This is a genomic window from Phyllobacterium sp. SB3 (assembly GCF_040009165.1).
Lineage (GTDB): Bacteria > Pseudomonadota > Alphaproteobacteria > Rhizobiales > Rhizobiaceae > Phyllobacterium.
Genome location: NZ_JBDYKI010000007.1, coordinates 1 through 15,322 on the forward strand (window position 1 = coordinate 1; position 15,322 = coordinate 15,322).

Sequence of the window (15,322 nt, forward strand, 5' to 3'; positions counted from 1 at the left end):
GGGGTCATGACGAGCTCCTCTGTCTGATGGAATGGGCTACAAACAGCCGTCCCATCCTCGCGCAGTTGGGGCTCCTACTGAAGACATGACCTCCTTGCCGCTCCGGCGTAGCCGAGCGGGTTAGTCCTAAAGGAATTATGTGAAGCTCCGGATTATGCGCAGGTTCACGGCCTTACTAGCAAGTATCCCTTGTTTTGCAGCAGTTACAGAAACAGCGTGACGATTTCAGCTGCACATAATTTCATTCTCCCTGTTCCAATCAAAGGAAAGGGAGCTTTTCATGAAGCCCGTTATTTTGCAGCCCGGACCTCAAGCGTGGCTATCGTCCAGTATTTTATCCGCCTATCAGGACAGCTATGTCGCTCGCTTGCGAGAAGATCGATATGCGCACAATGTGATCCGCGTCTATCTTGCAAGCGTCGCCCATTTCGCACGCTGGCTCGATGAAGAGCGAGTTGATCTTTCATCGCTGGACACTGCGGTGCTCGATCTCTTTCTTAACAACCATCTGCCGGTATGCAGTTGTCCTCAGCCAGTTCGCCGGACGAGGTATGAACTGCGAACCGCCATTCGCCACTTACTGAGACTGCTTGAGTCCGAAGGGGTCATTCGATCCGCTGGCAACCAGGATGGATTAAGTAGGGAATTAGATGCATTCGATGCTTACATGCGTGATGTCGCAGGCTTGGCTGAGAACACGCGACGGCAACGTGGATTGATTGTCGGAAGGTTTCTCGCTCACACTTTTGGCGCGGATGCCGTCATCGTCTCGAAGATCGATACCGCGTCCGTACGGCAATTCGTCTTGGGTAAAGGGCGCGATTGGGGTGCCGGAGCGGTGCGCGTCGCCGGTAGTTCGATTGGCGGCTATTTGAAGTATCGACAAATGAGCGGCGATGATGTGGGCAAGCTCTTGCGAGCCATCCCGCGCGCAGCACACTGGCGTCTCGCGTCACTTCCCGAGACATTATCTCCAGCTCAGATTGACGCGCTTTTGGCATCGTTCAATGCCGATCTGCCTTCTCGTCGGCGGGCCTATGCCATGGTCAGGTGTGCCACCGACCTTGGCCTTCGCTGTGCAGAAGTAGTCAAGCTGCGCATCGAGGATATCAATTGGCAGAACGGAACAATCACGATCGCGCGCTCCAAGACGCATTTCACAGACAGTCTGCCGCTACTCAAGGCAACGGGCGAGGCAATCGCCGACTACCTGAGGCACGAACGGCCCGAGACGGCAAACCGGGCAATCTTCGTGCGCCATGTCGCGCCCTATGATCGTCCTGTCCAGGCAGGCGTAGCCAAGCGAGCGGTCATCGCCGCGTTTCGCCGGTGCGGCTGGGATCGGTGTGACCCGCATGTTCTGCGCCATAGTGTGGCGAGCAGACTGCTTCGAGAGGGCACACCTATGAAGCACATTGCAGATATTCTACGCCATCGCAGTCTCGATACCTCAAAGATCTATACCAAGATCGATCTCGATCGTCTGTCGGCTGTTGCTCTTCCTTGGCCAGGGAGGGTGTGATGGTGATGAAGACAACAATGACGCAGCATGTAGATGCCTATCTGGCGGAACGCTCCATGCTCGGCTTCAACGTAGGCGGCCCCGACGCTCGGTTACTGAGGTCCTTTGCAAGTTTCGCCGACGAGCAGGACCGCGGAACACTGACCAACGACCTTGTCATCCACTGCGTAAAGGACCGGTCGAGCATCGGTAACCCCTTCACCTGGGCTGGACGGCTTGCGGTCGTGAAGCCTTTTGCGGTCTACATGACGCGCCTGGATCCGGCGACAGAGTTTCCGGAAACACAGATATTCGGCAAGTCCCGGCGGAGGCTGACACCCCATATCTACACCGACGACGAGATTCTCGGCCTAATGGCCGCAGCGCGCGCGCTCGAACCGCAGGGTGCACTGCGACCGGTTGTGTTCGAGGCGCTGATCGGATTGATCGCCGCGACAGGACTGCGCATTTCCGAGGCGATCAATCTGCGCTGTTGCGATGTCGATCTCAAAGCCAACTGCTTAACAGTGCGGATGACCAAGTTCTGCAAGTCTCGGCATGTGCCGTTTCATCGGTCGGTTGCCAACGCGCTTGCTTCATATGTGCAGATTCGAGAACGTTTCGTTAGACTGGAGCACGAACAGGCTTTCCTCACCATTGCGGGCGGGCAGAGCCTCAACAAGCGAACCGTTCACGGCGTCTTTCAGCGACTGCGCCGCTCAGCCGGGATCGTGCCGCGCGGTTCCTATTCTAACGTTCGCATTCATGATCTCAGGCACACCTTTATTTGCCGGCGACTGGAGCGTTGGCAAGCAGAAGGTTGCGATATCGACAACGCTATTGCGGCGCTCGCGACCTATGTCGGTCATGCCAAAGTGTCAGATACCTATTGGTACATGACCGGTATCCCTGATCTGATGGCTATCGCCGGGTCGCGTTTCGAAGACTTCACCTCGGGGGAGGACATCCATGTCTGACCGCAAGACGCCATCCCTGCCTATTCTCGTCCAACGCTTCTTTCTTGAACATCTTGGCCAACATCGCGCTGTCAGCAGCCAAACGGTAGCCGCGTATCGAGACACGTTGCGGATGCTTCTGGGCTTCGCAGCACAGCGACTGCACCGAACGCCAAGCGCGATCAATTTGCTGGAACTTGATGCACCGCTGCTCCTGGCGTTTCTCGACTATCTCGAAAAGGAACGTGGCAACAGCGTGAGAAGCCGCAATGCGCGGCTCGCGGCAATACGGACTTTCCTAAAATACGCCGGACACCACGACATCAATGCTTTGGCTACCATCGAACGGGCACTCGCAATACCACAAAAGCGGTTTGACCGGCCCATGGTTGGCTTTCTGTCGAGAGACGAGATCCGTGCTATCATCGAAGCCCCGGACGCCAAATCCTGGGCCGGCCAAAGGGACCGCGCTATGTTCAGCACCCTGTACAATACAGCGCGCGCGTTTCCGAGATGATTGGCGTGCGCTGGGGCGATATCGTGCTTGAAGGACAGCCAGCTGTCCAGTTGCATGGCAAAGGCCGCAAGGATCGAACAGTGCCGTTGTGGCGAACAACAGCATCGCTGCTTCGTAGCTGGCGCCGACGACTCGGTGAGCCGCCTGCCAATGCGATGCTTTTTCCAAACCGTAGTGGCGACCGGATGACCCGCTCAAACGTAACCCAGAGACTGCAGCTTGCGGTCAACTTGGCCGGCCGCATGCATCAGGGCCTTATCGGGCGAGCAGTAACACCGCACGTTATTCGCCATACGACAGCGATGCATCTGCTGCAGTCCGGCGTGGACATCACAATCATCGCCCTTTGGCTCGGTCACGAAGACACCGCAACGACGCACATGTACGTTGAGGCCGACCTTACAATGAAAGAGCAAGCGTTGATGAAGTTGCAGCCCGCCGGCCCCTCGGCTGGGCGCTTCCGAGCATCCGACGAACTGATGGCTTTTCTGAAGACGCTCTGATTATGTTGAGATAATCGTGGCGGAAACGGTCGCCCCGCCGGGGCCGCCACGATAGCTGCGCATAATCCGGAGCTTCACATAATTGCGAGTAACTGTCCAAGGCTTGATTGCGCGTTCGGCGATGTTGGGTCGATTTCGATGCGCCCATCGGTCAGGAAGTGTTCCAGGGTTTCCCGGCAGGTAATCGCATAGCGGATCGCCTGGGCGATCCTGGACTTTCCAGAGACCCTGGAGAGCTCCTTCTCCCACAATTCAAAGAGATTGGCGACGATGGCGGAAGACTTTTCCTGACGAAGCGCTGCTCGGATTTCCGCATCCTTGCCAGATCTCTTACTCAACCTTCCACAGTTCCGCTATGGCGTTGACCGAAGCAGTCGCTACCCTGGAGACGCCGTCGACATGTAGCTCGTAAAATTTGTGGCGCAGGTGAGCCCATCAGCCTGATGGTTTCATTGCTGCCAGGTTTAACGCGCGATTTGACCATGCTGGTACAGGCCGGGTATCCGTCAACCTGGAGGATGCCCTGAAAGCCGCTGAAATGGCGCGAGACACAATCAGCGCCTCTGCCATCTTCAAATCGATAGGCAACCATCGGTGGGCCGGATCCACCGAACGGTCGGTCATCGCGTGCATAGGCCCATGACCCAGGCTTTCATCGATTTACCGGAGCCGGGAACCAGCGTTGGCAAGGTTGTTTGTCGGCAAATATCCTCTCACCCTCCTTGATCCGTTCCAAGATGTAATCCGCCAGGATCCGTAGTTCGAGGTGCTGCTCTAAGCAGGATAAAGCCGGTCAATCGATGGGAGAAATTGAGATTAATCATTCGTTGTTAATAAAAAACGCTCTTGCCTGTGAATCCCTTGTCCGAAGAGGATCATTCAACGGACACTCATTCTGCCACGTTGCGTCTGACCAGAAAGTCCGCCTTTGCCGAAGGTTCATCTGTCTCATTTAGATGGTACTATTCTGGGTAAGCTGGCAGCGGGCTGAAAAGACGACGGTTTCCAAGGGCAACGATATTGGGTTATCTTCATGAGCGTAATACGTCTTTCAAAACCTTCTACCAAATTGCCTTGATTTTTCCAATTGTTGTGCCTTACCTGGCATTGTCCTTTGACCTGAATCGTGTTTTCGCAATTCTTGTTCTTTCGCTTTGGACAACGGGCGGGGCATATCTGCTGCTCGCTTTTATTACCTCTGTTTTTGTTGCGCGCATGAAATCCGCCTGCAGCCTCCAGAGACTTGTGTGGCTTTCTCCGCTGATCTTTGTCTCAATCGCAGTCGTCGGGTGGTACTTTCACCTCGTTTGAGAGCGCGGATCAAATCCTGATCTGATTATATCCGCAGGGTCTTCAATTCCGATTTTTGTTTTTCGATTGATACTGGGTTACGGGTATTGCCTTCTCATTGAACTGGCATATCGCACTCTAAGTGTTTGGGGCTTCATTTTTAAAGAACAGGCGATGCGCTAAAGCTTGCTGGATTAGATGATCTTTAGACAAAAATGAGTTTCGTATCGGATTTTATGGAACTCGCGACTGTTTTGATAGAAGGAATACTGCAATCAAGAATCGCCTTGGCATTTAAGCAAAGATTTAGACCCGAGCATGGCGCGTATCACGTACGAGACATGCAGGCGACCTTGTTCAACACATTCATTCAAATAGCGAATGCAATTAGCTCCATGCGACGTTTAACAGCCGCCAAGGTAGAGGTCACAAGTTGATCGGGGAAGCTATTTGGGAGTGATCCGATAACCGTTTGTGCCTGCCATTCAGCGTTTGCGATGATGTCTTCAAAGATCGCCCGCATCGTCGGAATACCTACGCCCGCGAGATCCGCCGTCTGCATAAAATGTCGGGGCATTATCTCGTGGACGGCATAGTGGCGGTTCTTTCCCACCGACATCGCCAGTTTGAACCTGTTGCGGTCGATCTGATCGGCGTCAAGGCTCGGCTGTGCGGTCAACACGTCATAGAGCGGAGTCATACGGAATCGTCCGCCGGGGCTAAGGAATATGCTGAAATTCTTTGCATGACCGTCGGTGGCGCCGAGCATCCAGAAAATTATATTCGCTCGTATGAACGTAGCGATGTCCGTATCGGGGGCGTCGCTGCCCTTAAGCAGATTGATAATCTCACGCATGCCGGGTCCGCCGTCGGATTGATACTTCCTGGTCGGTGGAATGGAGAGAGCCTGGCAAATATCTTCCTGCGGCAGTCGCAACAAGCGACCATCTTTTGTCCAGAAACGGTCAAAGCGCTCGATGATAAGTGTGCGGCGGCCACCATAATCGGCGATATTGGCATTGGCAGCGGGGACGCCGAACGCGTCCATCAGTTTCAGACAGAGATACTCATTCTCGACGCTATTTGAGAGGTCGATACCATTGGGGAGTTGGCCGATCTGCGGTTTGAGGATATGCGTGGTTGCCGTAACGCCGGTGGGCTTGAACCACCTGCCATCCTTGCGTAGCAGTGCGGTTTTTTCCTGGGCGCCAGCGATTGATATCCGAAAATCCTCGTCCTCTCCCATGCCGAGTGGGGCGGCTGCGAGGTTCTTGATGATATCGGCGACATCATCGTCGCTAATCGGTTTGCCGACGATGTTACCGGCAGTGCCAGGGTCGATGCCGTCGGATAAAAACTGCAGGGCGCCAACACAGTCGTGGCCAAGAGTGGTTAAAAGGCTGAAAGCGTCGGTACCTTCTGCTCCAACGCGCTCAGCAACGCGCTTGCGAATGGGATCGCTATCGGGCAGCAGGTTATCGAAGACATTGATGACCGGCGCACCGATATAGCGGTCTTCGCGCAAGGGTAGTGAGAGCGAGATTGGAAAAGTCCCATGCCAGTTCAGCCAGTCGCGGGTATATTGGAAGTCAATTGCGCCCGTTGACTCGCGGCGCAGCACCCCGACGAAGCGGCTGTTCAGATAGACATTGAGGGGCGCATGCACTCGCTTGCGTCCCATCAGAACAGGTCCTCAATGTCGGCTGCACTGCCCTGGCTGCGTGGTCTGACGACCACTTCGAGGTTGAGGGCTGAGAGTACTTCCATCAGCGTGCGTAACTGGACAGCAGGCTCTCCAGCTTCGAGGCGGGAAACCGTGCCTTGTCGCAAATGGATTTGTTCGCCGAGCCTGCCTTGTGTTAGTCCGGCGTTTTTACGGGCGCGGCGCAAGATAGCACCAAGCTGCTTTTCGGTGCGGGCAATGTGCTCGTTCATGGATAACCTCCCTGCACAATATACGCAAATGCGTTTATTGTGTCAATATACGCAAATGCGTTTAAGTATTAACAATACGCATACGCGTATATAAACAAAATATACGCGTATGCGTATGCATCGCCTCAGTATTTCCCCCGAGGACATCTGAAGGCATACATCTTTCCGAGTTATAATGTCGCCGGACAGATTTTAGGCAACTGGACATTTTTCGGCTCGTCTGACCATCACTGACATGAATCTGTAGAGACAATCCGATTCATTCTTTGAATTGGACCACTACCTGCCATAGGCCGATTATGTCAGCATGATAAGCGAACCAACTGAGATACACTTTCAACGTATAGATCCGGCTCTCAACATGGCCAGATACTATTCACTTTCTCTGCAGCCAACATTGTTTGGAGAAATCGCTCTAATGCGGATATGGGCCCGGATAGGCACGATGGGGCAATAAAGGTCACTCACGTTCACGGAGGCGGCTGATGCTGTCGCACTCTTGTCTCCGGTTTATTCTCGGGAAGAAATGCGCTCCAGTAGCGGTTGAACGCCCGCTCGACTATCTTTTCGTCCTCGTGACTAAGTTCTACGAGATGCGGGAGGGTCACCAAAAACCCTGCGGTAGCGGCTTTCTGTTCATTATTGAGGAGAGAATATTTCCCAAGCAATTCGCTCCAGTCATAGGGCGCTATGGACCTTGGATACAGGCCATGCAAGGTTCCGATCACACGCATTGATCCGGGATCATAATCACTGATAACAGCCAGCATGAGTGCAGGCAGATAATATCTGAAACCAGCAGCATCGAGATGGGCGATGTTGTCCTGATCGAGCTCTTCAATCGTTAGCGATATCCAATCATCGACATTCTCAAGGCGTTTGAGTTTTTGCAGCTCTTGTTTGGAAACGGGTTTGCCACGAACGCTCTTGCCCCGGCTGTCAACATAAGCGGCTTCAATCAGGCTCATGCCCTCCCCGAGTGTAACCCCTGCAAACGCTGCCTTGATTTCATTTATCAGCGCTTCGTGCAGATCATCGCTCATTCGTTTTTACACCAAGGATTTCAAAAGGACGCTTCGTTTTCGGTTTATGGAAGGGTTGTGTCGCAAAGTTTTCATCTCTGCCCGTTTACTTCAAAGTCTGGCAGGTAATTGATGGAGATGGGTAATGGTCGATTTCAAAGGGGCTCAGTTTCCCAAAAGTGTCATCCTGCATGCCGTCTTCTTTTACGTGCGCTACCCGGTCTCTTATCGCGACCTTCAAGAGATCCTAGCTGAACGCGGCATCACAGTTGATCATGCAACTTTGAACGACCTGTGAAAAAATCGTTTTGGCGCGTGGATTTGATCGGGTTTCTCCGTTTCTCTGACGATGCCAGAAGAACTATCGAAAGATGATCCTTTAGAGGCTATGTCCGGCATCTGTGGCCAGGATTGGGCTACATGATGCCTTGTGTTCTTAAGTTTATGCTCGCTGCGATCCGCGGTCTCCAACGCAGCCGGATCCATTGCCGGATGTTGTAGGCCAGCAGGGCCCAGAGGGCTTCTGTTCCTGCCTTTGCCAGTCCGCGCACACGAAAGCGCCGCAGACCCAGCTTATCTTTCAGCCACGCATTGACGAACTCTGCGACACGCCCCCGTTCGCGGATTAACACTTTTGTCTCTGGCGAATTTTTCCGAGCGCGGAATGCGCTTACCACAGGATCCTCATGTGTAACGACAATCGAACGCCCATAACGCTGATTACCCGAGCAACATTGCCGACGACTAAGGCATGGCCGACAATCGGTCTGGCTGGCCTGATACCGCACCATCTTTCTCCCAGGTCGCGCCGCATGACCATAGCGAGCCGTGAGATGCCTGCCTTCCGGGCAAATATAACTGTCGGACGCCGTATCGTACTGGAACTTGTCGGGCAGGAAAGCGTCCGTTACCCCAACACGCGCAAACCGTTGCTTGACGCGGCCATCGCTTCCGGTCCACGGCCCGACAAGTTCGACGTCTTTTTCGTGCGCGGCCAGAATGTTCTCCCGACTGGTGTAGCCTGCATCCACCACCATCTGATCGGGTGACTGGCCCAATCGTTTTCCAATCTGCTCAATTGCCGGAGCAAGGTATTCGTAGTCAGGGGCCGTTTGCCCAATATCCAGACCCACGGCAATGCCATGAGCCGCATCGGTCGAGATCTGGACGTTATAACTCAAGGCGTAGTGGCCATCGCCATGACGCATGATCCGCGCTTCCGGATCGGTTGAACTAGCGCCGGTCCGCCGGTTGCGCGTCTGGGCATAACCCGCGGGCTTTGCCGCGCTGATCTGTTGGGCATGGAGCAGCGCCTGTTCCAGCCGTTCAATACGTTCACGCCCAGCCCGTTCGCGTGCAGCGGCTTGCCGGACAGTTGCTTCCCCGTCGCGAGGATCTCCCATCGAAGTCACATGATCCCGTGCGGCGGCCAGATGCTTAACGATCTGCTCTTCTTGTCCGAAGGAGCCAGGCCCCGCCTGTGCAGTAATTTTCGTGCCGTCATGCATGACGGTCTGCAGAGCAATCAGCCCCTCCGTGCTTAACACAGCGAGTACTTGGGTGAACATTTCATCAAGGGCCTCGCGATGGGCAAGGCGAAAGTCGGACAGGGTATGGTGATTAATGACAAGCAGGCCCATCAACCAGCGAAAGCCCGGATCGTGTTCACAGCGACGCTCCACCTCACGCGCAGATCCGATGCCGCGGCTATAAGAGTAAATCCATAAACTCACCAGAAGCCGCGGATCATAGGCGGGTCGCCCGGCAACGCCTTCAAGCGAGCCAATCCCCGCCGCAAAAGCAGATAGATTGAGCTGGCCAACCAGCTCCCAAATCGCCCGCACAGGATGATCTTCTTCCACCAGCCGCTCGACATCCAACATCGCCCAGCAAAGCTGGCGACGATCCGCTTGCACCAGTCGAACTGGTCTGCTTCGCGATTGAGTCATTTGATCGTTAGATACCTCGACGCGATTCATCCCCAAATCTCCCCCGAAACGATGCCAGAATCATAGCATATTTCAGGCCCAGACAGGATTTTTCACAGGTCGTGAACCGGTGGGTCGTACGCTACTCGCCGTAGATTGCCGCTCAGGCTCATATGAGGAAACGGCGCGCGGCCAAATCGTGGCGTGTGGACGAAACCTATCTCACGGTTCGAGGCAAATGGACTTACCTGTATCGAGCAGTTGATGGCGATGGCCAAACGCTTGATTTCATGCTGTCTGAGCGCCGGGATCTGGCTGCTGCGCAACGGTTCTTCAAGAAGGTCATCGCAACCAACGGCATTCCGGACCAAGTTGTGATTGACAAAAGCGGGGCCAATCTGGCCGGCCTCCAGGCTGTGAACACGATCCTGAAATTCACAGGAACTGGTCATATAGTTGAAATCCGGCAGATCAAGTATCTCAACAATATCCGTGAGCAAGACCACAGGTTCATCAAGCGGATCATCAGACCGATGATGGGCTTCAAGGCGTTCCATTCCGCCTCAGCTACCGTCGCAGGGATCGAAGTTGCCCACATGATCCGAAAGAACCAATTCGCCAATGATAGCCATTCACCATTTCAGATATTTGCGGAACTGGCAGCATAATTGCATCCTCAGTTAAGGCCGATTGTATCCGGCTGAAAACTTTGCGACACAACCTCCCTCTGTCCCCCTCACATGCATGGCGCGATGATAGCGATACATTATTCTATATCAATACGTCGCTGCAATCATTGTTCTGTATCATAAGTATTGACGAAACCCACGAGATGAATTAGATATAGCATTCTGATCACCGTACGCATTTTGATCTGGATTCTACATCATGGCCTATCAGAGCGAAAGCTTGATCGCGCAAACACGGGAGATCCGCGAGGCTTCCGGTGTGAGCCAGCGCGCCCTCAGCGAGCGAGCGGGGCTGACACAAAGCCACATCTCCCAAATTGAGAGCGGCAAGATGGAGCCTGGGCTGTCGAGCTTCATCGATATGACCCGCGCGCTCGATCTCGAGCTCATGCTCGTGCCGAAAAAACTCGTGCCCGCGGTGCTGGGCTTGGTCAAGGCGCAGGCAACACCCGACATGCATATCCACGCCGGCCAGCCCAACGACAAGCGCTTCGCCCGTGCCGAGCGGCTGGTCAAGAAGATGAAGCAGCTCTACGGCAGCTCGGCCGATCTCGATCGCATCGAAGATACGCTGCGTTTTCTGCGTCGGGTGAACCTCAGCGATCAGGAGATGCAGCTGGTGCGCGAACTGATCGCGCGTCTCGAGCGATCCCAGGCAAGCGCACAGGCGGCATCCATCGTCAGTGACATCGCGCAGAACCTGCAGCGGCTGCGCAACTCCATCGTCCATGCCGCTTCGTCGGAGCCGCGACCGGCATATTCACTGGATGATGGAGATGCCAATGCCTGATGTCTCTGTTCTCGACGTGCGGCTCTACGACCAGCCTATCGGCACGCTGACCCATTTGCAGGGCGAGCGGACGATCTTTGCCTTCAACGAAGGCTATGTCGAGAACCCGGATCGCCCGACCCTCAGCCTGTCGTTCAAGGATGATCTGGGTGGCCTCATCACCAAAATTCGCCCAACACAGCGGGTTGTTCCGCCCTTCTTCTCGAACCTGCTCCCCGAGGGAGGTCTGCGCCGCTATCTCGCCCAGCGCGCAGGGGTCAACCAGCAGCGAGAATTCTTCCTGCTTTGGGTGCTTGGCCTCGACCTTCCCGGAGCACTCTCGATCCATCCAGCGGCCGGCGGCGCCCTTCCGTCTCGCGACGATGAGGATTTGCCGGCGAACGCCAAACCCAATGCTCTGCGCTTTTCGCTTGCCGGGGTGCAGCTCAAGTTCTCCGCGTTCGAGAACGCGGGCAAGGGCGGGGGCCTGACCATTCCCGCAGAGGGCGTCGGCGGCTCCTGGATCGTAAAACTCCCGTCCCAGCAGTTCACCGGCGTTCCGGAAAACGAGTTTTCGATGATGACGATCGCCGGGATGATCGGCATGGATGTGCCGAGCATCAACCTGATCGAACTCGATGCGATCGCCGGCATTCCCGACGGCGTTGGCGAGCTCAAGGGCCAGGCGCTTTCTGTCAGTCGCTTCGATCGAACCGGCGACGGCCCTGTCCACACCGAGGATTTCGCGCAGGTTTTCGGGGTCTTTCCGGACGACAAGTACCAGCGCGCAAGCTACGCCAACATCGCACGCGTCATCGGCACCGAGGCCGGAGATGCCGGTGCCGCCGAGTTCATTCGTCGCCTCGTGTTTAGTGCTCTGATTGGCAATGGCGACATGCACCTCAAGAACTGGTCGCTGATCTATCCCGACCGGCGTACTGCCGCGCTATCGCCTGCTTATGATCTGGTGTCGACCATCCCCTATATCGAGGGCGAGGACACGGCCGCACTCAATTTCTCTCGGACTAAGAAGATGGCCGAGCTCAATGCCGATGAGCTTCGGCATCTGGCGGCCAAGGCACTTCTGCCCGAAAAGCTCGTCATCGATACCGCTGCGGAAACCGTTCGGCGTTTCCGGCAGGTCTGGCAGGCTGAGAAGGGGCATCTTCCTCTGGCCGCCAGCGTCGTGACGGTAATCGACCGCCACGCTCCAACCGTTCCGTTGTACCACGAACTTGCATGACGAAGGTCCCGGTCACGGACACGTCACCGACTATCTTCGGATATTACTCCCCACCCGACGCTGCCCACCGCGTTTTGCCAGCGTTTTCGGTTCGACAGCAGTTTCCGATCGGATCATGCGACACGCCCGTGCCGCTGGGCGTGGCAGTGTATTCACGCCCACCGACGGCCAGACCGGCACCGGGCGTTTCGCTCTCGATGTTCCGAGCTCAATCAGAAACGAGAGCTATGTGAGGCCCTGCGCTATGTAACTATGAAATGCATCCACCCTGACGACGACGTTTGCGCCGTCGCTCGGCGACACGCCGTCGCGCTGGCGTTTCTGGGGGCTCGGCAATGCTAGCGGCTTTTCACTGGCGGTCGCTGCGGCTGCCGGACCAGCCCTAAACATCCGCATATTCGAGGGTGTACTGGACGACCGCTGGATTGTATCCTCGGCAAATATTCTCTGGCACTATGGCGCTTCGTGACGGTCGACCAAATGCACACAATCCAAAGACGCGTGGCGATGCATCACGAAAAATACAGTTCATCAAGGCCCTTGAGCAGAAGCTGTTGATGAGCGTCTGAACCATCAACCGGCAAAAGGGTTCGTCCTGCGATCTTCCAGCGGCCATCACGTCGCTCCAGTTCCCAGCGGTTCACTACAGTGCGGTGAATTCGATAACCCGTAGATATGCCATGATTAGGCAGATTTCGCGGCTTGCCTTCGCTGTCCAGGTGAACGATCTGAAGATATGAGGTCACGATGGCGACATCGCCCCGCAAATCGATCAGCGGCAAGCCAACACAGTGTGCAAGGCCACCGGCAATTGCCTCTTTATGCTCCGGGCGCTCGATGAATGCAGCAATATCCATGGCCCCCTTAGCGCCCTCCAGCGTATGACCTCGATCGAAAACTCCGTCTTCGTTGTAGACGGATCGGGTGTAACCGGAATGTCCAGTGTCAGCGCTTGGCGGATGAGACGCGATGAGCTCGTAGATCGCAAGTTTATCCTCAATAAGGCGCAGGCGGCTTTCGACACTATTGTGGCCAGACGAGTTCATATCAAGAACCTTTCCGTTTGGATTGATGACGTGGTGGTGCGGCATTGGGATACGAAGCAAGCCGATCTTGGATTTCAGGCTGAACTCACGACCTGCATTCCCGCTTTATCAGGTAATTGCACATTCAGCCTTGCGATGCAGGAGCTTGTCTTGCCTGATAATCAGCAGCAATTTGATAATGTCGCTGCACGACCTCACTGATGATGAAATCCATCAGGTTCTCGACGAAATTTTGATCGAGCTTGGCACCATTCGCAAGAATTCTGATCCGGGCGTACTGACGCTCTTCCCGATCTTTATCCACCGGAGATAAATTATGCTCGGCTTTCAGCACACCAATCTGGTTCGTGCAGTGGAACCGTTTAGCCAGAATATCAATAAGAGCGGCGTCCAGATTGTCAATTGTGTGTCGATATGATGAAAGCTGTTGTGCGACGTCGAGCTGTTTCATGCAATTACCTTTCTCTCGGAGTGGCACCATTTGATCGCTCGCCGCCGGGCTTGTTCTCTCGGTCAAAGCATTGAATCCCACATGTCCGGTATTTCGGGGTTTTAGACGTGGGATAGAGCAGGAACAAACACGAGCACTTCCGGCGAACAGTGCAATTTTTCTCGATAACGTGGTGCAACAATACCTACCTTCTACATGGTAGGGTGTCAATATTGAATTTTTATGTGCACGGCAATCGCCGCGTGCAAGGATTATCTGCACAGGAAGCAGGATATCTGTTGCGGATGCCATCTGTCACGCTGCCTACGCGGAAACCGATGTTTTGCGGCAATCTCTGCGATACGTTGAGTTAAACCCGGCACAAGTCGCTCGATGACAGCAGTGGCTACCATGAGAGCATCAATCTCGTCGATGCCTTCCACCCACAGACAATCCCGGTCTACGAAATGAACGACCGAAATCTCATCATTCGCCACGGCACGCCACTGCGTCTGAGGGTCGAGCGGCAGCTTGGCTACGGGCAGACGAAATACATCATGCGCGTCGAACCCGTCGACAGCTTTGCGGGTTTTGGGGCGGCAACGGCGATTATTGGGAAGACCGGGGTACGAGTGGTACGCAGCTATCTGACTCTCGGGTCAGCTCCCGGGTTGGTCGACCGGCTCTGACGGTATTACTCGCTTCACTTCGTGACAGAATCTGAACAGGGATGGCAGCGGGAATAATCTTGTCGGGGCCGAATTTCATCGATACGGCAGATGTATCCTGACGTAAGATCAAGATATGCAGGCGGTTTGTGATGTTTTTCTGAAATGCCGGTTGCATTGTAGACTGAATGGTTCCATATCATGATCCATGATCAAAAGCAGTCAGACATCCCCGTCGGTAGGACGCCCCCGCGAATTCGAGCTTGAAGAAGCAGTTTGTAAGGCCATGAACGTATTCTGGGATCGTGGATACCACGACGCATCGCTTCCAGACCTGCTTGATGGCATGGATATATCCAGAGGCAGTTTCTACAAGGCTTTTGGCGACAAGAGGGGGATTTTCCTTCGCGCCCTGGATGCCTACATCGATGATGCAGTTCGTAAGGTCGGGGATATGCTGAGTGCAGAAGCATCTCCAAAAGTTGCCATTCGTGGTGCCTTCTCGAATTATGCGGATCTTTCGTCAGGGATGGACGGTTTGCGGGGATGCTTTGCGGTGCTGACCGCGGCGGAAATGCTGCCTGGAGACGAGGAGGTTTCGGTTCGGATATCCCGGTTGTTTCGGCGGCTGCAGGACCTTTTTGCAGCTGCGATCATCAGAGCTCAGGTTTTGGGCGAGATTAATCCCGCCCGGGATGAACGGACGCTTGCCAGGTTCCTCGTGTGCCAGATCCAGGGAATGCGGATATTGGGCAAGGCAGGAGCGGATCGCAATGACATGCAAACCGTGATTGATATTGCGCTGAAATCGTTGGACTGACTTTA

General features: G+C 54.8%; 13 protein-coding genes and 4 pseudogenes. 10 read left to right on the forward strand and 7 right to left on the reverse strand.

Features of this window, described 5'->3' with window-relative positions; genetic code table 11:
* The first annotated feature begins 280 nt into the window (after positions 1 to 280).
* The 4 genes from ABKW30_RS22280 to ABKW30_RS22295 are packed head-to-tail and all read left to right on the forward strand — an operon-like array spanning position 281 to position 3,477.
* On the forward strand, positions 281 to 1,522 hold the full coding sequence (locus tag ABKW30_RS22280) for a site-specific integrase (RefSeq protein WP_348601130.1): 1,242 nt from the start codon (positions 281 to 283) through the stop codon (positions 1,520 to 1,522).
* Positions 1,522 to 2,478, forward strand: coding sequence for a tyrosine-type recombinase/integrase (locus ABKW30_RS22285; protein ID WP_348601131.1), 957 nt, complete (start codon positions 1,522 to 1,524; stop codon positions 2,476 to 2,478). The genes ABKW30_RS22280 and ABKW30_RS22285 overlap by 1 nt, the downstream gene beginning before the upstream one ends.
* The gene (locus tag ABKW30_RS22290; RefSeq protein ID WP_348601132.1) at positions 2,471 to 2,974 is read left to right on the forward strand and encodes a site-specific integrase; all 504 of its coding nucleotides are present in this window, start codon (positions 2,471 to 2,473) and stop codon (positions 2,972 to 2,974) included. Before ABKW30_RS22285 ends, ABKW30_RS22290 begins: the two co-directional genes overlap by 8 nt.
* Entirely contained in the window at positions 2,971 to 3,477 is a 507-nt protein-coding gene (locus ABKW30_RS22295; protein ID WP_348601133.1) for a tyrosine-type recombinase/integrase, read from the forward strand. Before ABKW30_RS22290 ends, ABKW30_RS22295 begins: the two co-directional genes overlap by 4 nt.
* Here the strand turns inward: ABKW30_RS22295 and ABKW30_RS22300 are convergent.
* From ABKW30_RS22300 to ABKW30_RS22315, 4 genes and pseudogenes are all read right to left on the reverse strand, one after another.
* Positions 3,478 to 4,240: pseudogene (locus ABKW30_RS22300) on the reverse strand (IS66 family transposase); the annotation flags it as partial.
* An 897-nt stretch (positions 4,241 to 5,137) separates the two neighbouring features.
* A complete protein-coding gene (locus ABKW30_RS22305) occupies positions 5,138 to 6,448 on the reverse strand; it encodes a type II toxin-antitoxin system HipA family toxin (RefSeq protein WP_348601134.1) in 1,311 nt (436 codons plus the stop codon).
* On the reverse strand, positions 6,448 to 6,702 hold the full coding sequence (locus ABKW30_RS22310) for a helix-turn-helix domain-containing protein (protein WP_348601135.1): 255 nt from the start codon (positions 6,700 to 6,702) through the stop codon (positions 6,448 to 6,450). Before ABKW30_RS22310 ends, ABKW30_RS22305 begins: the two co-directional genes overlap by 1 nt.
* A gap of 470 nt (positions 6,703 to 7,172) precedes the next feature.
* Positions 7,173 to 7,745: a DUF6714 family protein gene (locus ABKW30_RS22315; RefSeq protein WP_348601136.1), complete on the reverse strand. Its 573-nt coding sequence runs from the start codon at positions 7,743 to 7,745 to the stop codon at positions 7,173 to 7,175.
* A gap of 124 nt (positions 7,746 to 7,869) precedes the next feature.
* Between ABKW30_RS22315 and ABKW30_RS22320 the strand changes: the two are divergent.
* A pseudogene (locus tag ABKW30_RS22320) lies at positions 7,870 to 8,013 on the forward strand (IS6 family transposase); the annotation flags it as partial.
* Between the two features lie 127 nt (positions 8,014 to 8,140).
* Here the strand turns inward: ABKW30_RS22320 and ABKW30_RS22325 are convergent.
* A complete protein-coding gene (locus tag ABKW30_RS22325; RefSeq protein WP_348601137.1) occupies positions 8,141 to 9,703 on the reverse strand; it encodes an IS1182 family transposase in 1,563 nt (520 codons plus the stop codon).
* 71 nt (positions 9,704 to 9,774) lie between these two features.
* Here ABKW30_RS22325 and ABKW30_RS22330 point away from each other — a divergent pair.
* The 3 genes and pseudogenes from ABKW30_RS22330 to ABKW30_RS22340 all read left to right on the forward strand — a co-directional run.
* Positions 9,775 to 10,320: pseudogene (locus ABKW30_RS22330) on the forward strand (IS6 family transposase); the annotation flags it as partial.
* Positions 10,321 to 10,540: 220 nt separating this feature from the next.
* Positions 10,541 to 11,131: a helix-turn-helix transcriptional regulator gene (locus ABKW30_RS22335; RefSeq protein WP_348601138.1), complete on the forward strand. Its 591-nt coding sequence runs from the start codon at positions 10,541 to 10,543 to the stop codon at positions 11,129 to 11,131.
* Positions 11,124 to 12,353, forward strand: a complete 1,230-nt coding sequence (locus tag ABKW30_RS22340) for a HipA domain-containing protein (protein ID WP_348601140.1) — start codon at positions 11,124 to 11,126, stop codon at positions 12,351 to 12,353. Before ABKW30_RS22335 ends, ABKW30_RS22340 begins: the two co-directional genes overlap by 8 nt.
* 512 nt (positions 12,354 to 12,865) lie before the next feature.
* Here ABKW30_RS22340 and ABKW30_RS22345 read toward each other — a convergent pair.
* Together ABKW30_RS22345 and ABKW30_RS22350 are read right to left on the reverse strand one after the other, a co-directional pair.
* Positions 12,866 to 13,399, reverse strand: coding sequence for a nuclear transport factor 2 family protein (locus tag ABKW30_RS22345; RefSeq protein ID WP_348601141.1), 534 nt, complete (start codon positions 13,397 to 13,399; stop codon positions 12,866 to 12,868).
* A gap of 124 nt (positions 13,400 to 13,523) precedes the next feature.
* Positions 13,524 to 13,850, reverse strand: coding sequence for a chorismate mutase (locus ABKW30_RS22350; RefSeq protein ID WP_348601337.1), 327 nt, complete (start codon positions 13,848 to 13,850; stop codon positions 13,524 to 13,526).
* Between the two features lie 362 nt (positions 13,851 to 14,212).
* On the opposite strand from ABKW30_RS22350, the pseudogene ABKW30_RS22355 reads away from it, so the two are divergent.
* Both ABKW30_RS22355 and ABKW30_RS22360 read left to right on the forward strand, forming a co-directional pair.
* A pseudogene (locus tag ABKW30_RS22355) lies at positions 14,213 to 14,480 on the forward strand (molybdopterin-dependent oxidoreductase); the annotation flags it as partial.
* A gap of 303 nt (positions 14,481 to 14,783) precedes the next feature.
* Positions 14,784 to 15,317, forward strand: a complete 534-nt coding sequence (locus tag ABKW30_RS22360; RefSeq protein WP_348601142.1) for a TetR/AcrR family transcriptional regulator — start codon at positions 14,784 to 14,786, stop codon at positions 15,315 to 15,317.
* The last annotated feature ends 5 nt before the right edge of the window (positions 15,318 to 15,322 follow it).

Coding starts and splice junctions, on each gene's coding strand:
- ABKW30_RS22280 (WP_348601130.1), top strand. CDS start 281: ATGAAGCCCGTTATTTTGCAGCCCGGACCTCAAGCGTGGCTATCGTCC.
- ABKW30_RS22285 (WP_348601131.1), top strand. CDS start 1,522: ATGGTGATGAAGACAACAATGACGCAGCATGTAGATGCCTATCTGGCG.
- ABKW30_RS22290 (WP_348601132.1), top strand. CDS start 2,471: ATGTCTGACCGCAAGACGCCATCCCTGCCTATTCTCGTCCAACGCTTC.
- ABKW30_RS22295 (WP_348601133.1), top strand. CDS start 2,971: ATGATTGGCGTGCGCTGGGGCGATATCGTGCTTGAAGGACAGCCAGCT.
- ABKW30_RS22305 (WP_348601134.1), bottom strand. CDS start 6,448: ATGGGACGCAAGCGAGTGCATGCGCCCCTCAATGTCTATCTGAACAGC.
- ABKW30_RS22310 (WP_348601135.1), bottom strand. CDS start 6,702: ATGAACGAGCACATTGCCCGCACCGAAAAGCAGCTTGGTGCTATCTTG.
- ABKW30_RS22315 (WP_348601136.1), bottom strand. CDS start 7,745: ATGAGCGATGATCTGCACGAAGCGCTGATAAATGAAATCAAGGCAGCG.
- ABKW30_RS22325 (WP_348601137.1), bottom strand. CDS start 9,703: ATGAATCGCGTCGAGGTATCTAACGATCAAATGACTCAATCGCGAAGC.
- ABKW30_RS22335 (WP_348601138.1), top strand. CDS start 10,541: ATGGCCTATCAGAGCGAAAGCTTGATCGCGCAAACACGGGAGATCCGC.
- ABKW30_RS22340 (WP_348601140.1), top strand. CDS start 11,124: ATGCCTGATGTCTCTGTTCTCGACGTGCGGCTCTACGACCAGCCTATC.
- ABKW30_RS22345 (WP_348601141.1), bottom strand. CDS start 13,399: ATGAACTCGTCTGGCCACAATAGTGTCGAAAGCCGCCTGCGCCTTATT.
- ABKW30_RS22350 (WP_348601337.1), bottom strand. CDS start 13,850: ATGAAACAGCTCGACGTCGCACAACAGCTTTCATCATATCGACACACA.
- ABKW30_RS22360 (WP_348601142.1), top strand. CDS start 14,784: ATGAACGTATTCTGGGATCGTGGATACCACGACGCATCGCTTCCAGAC.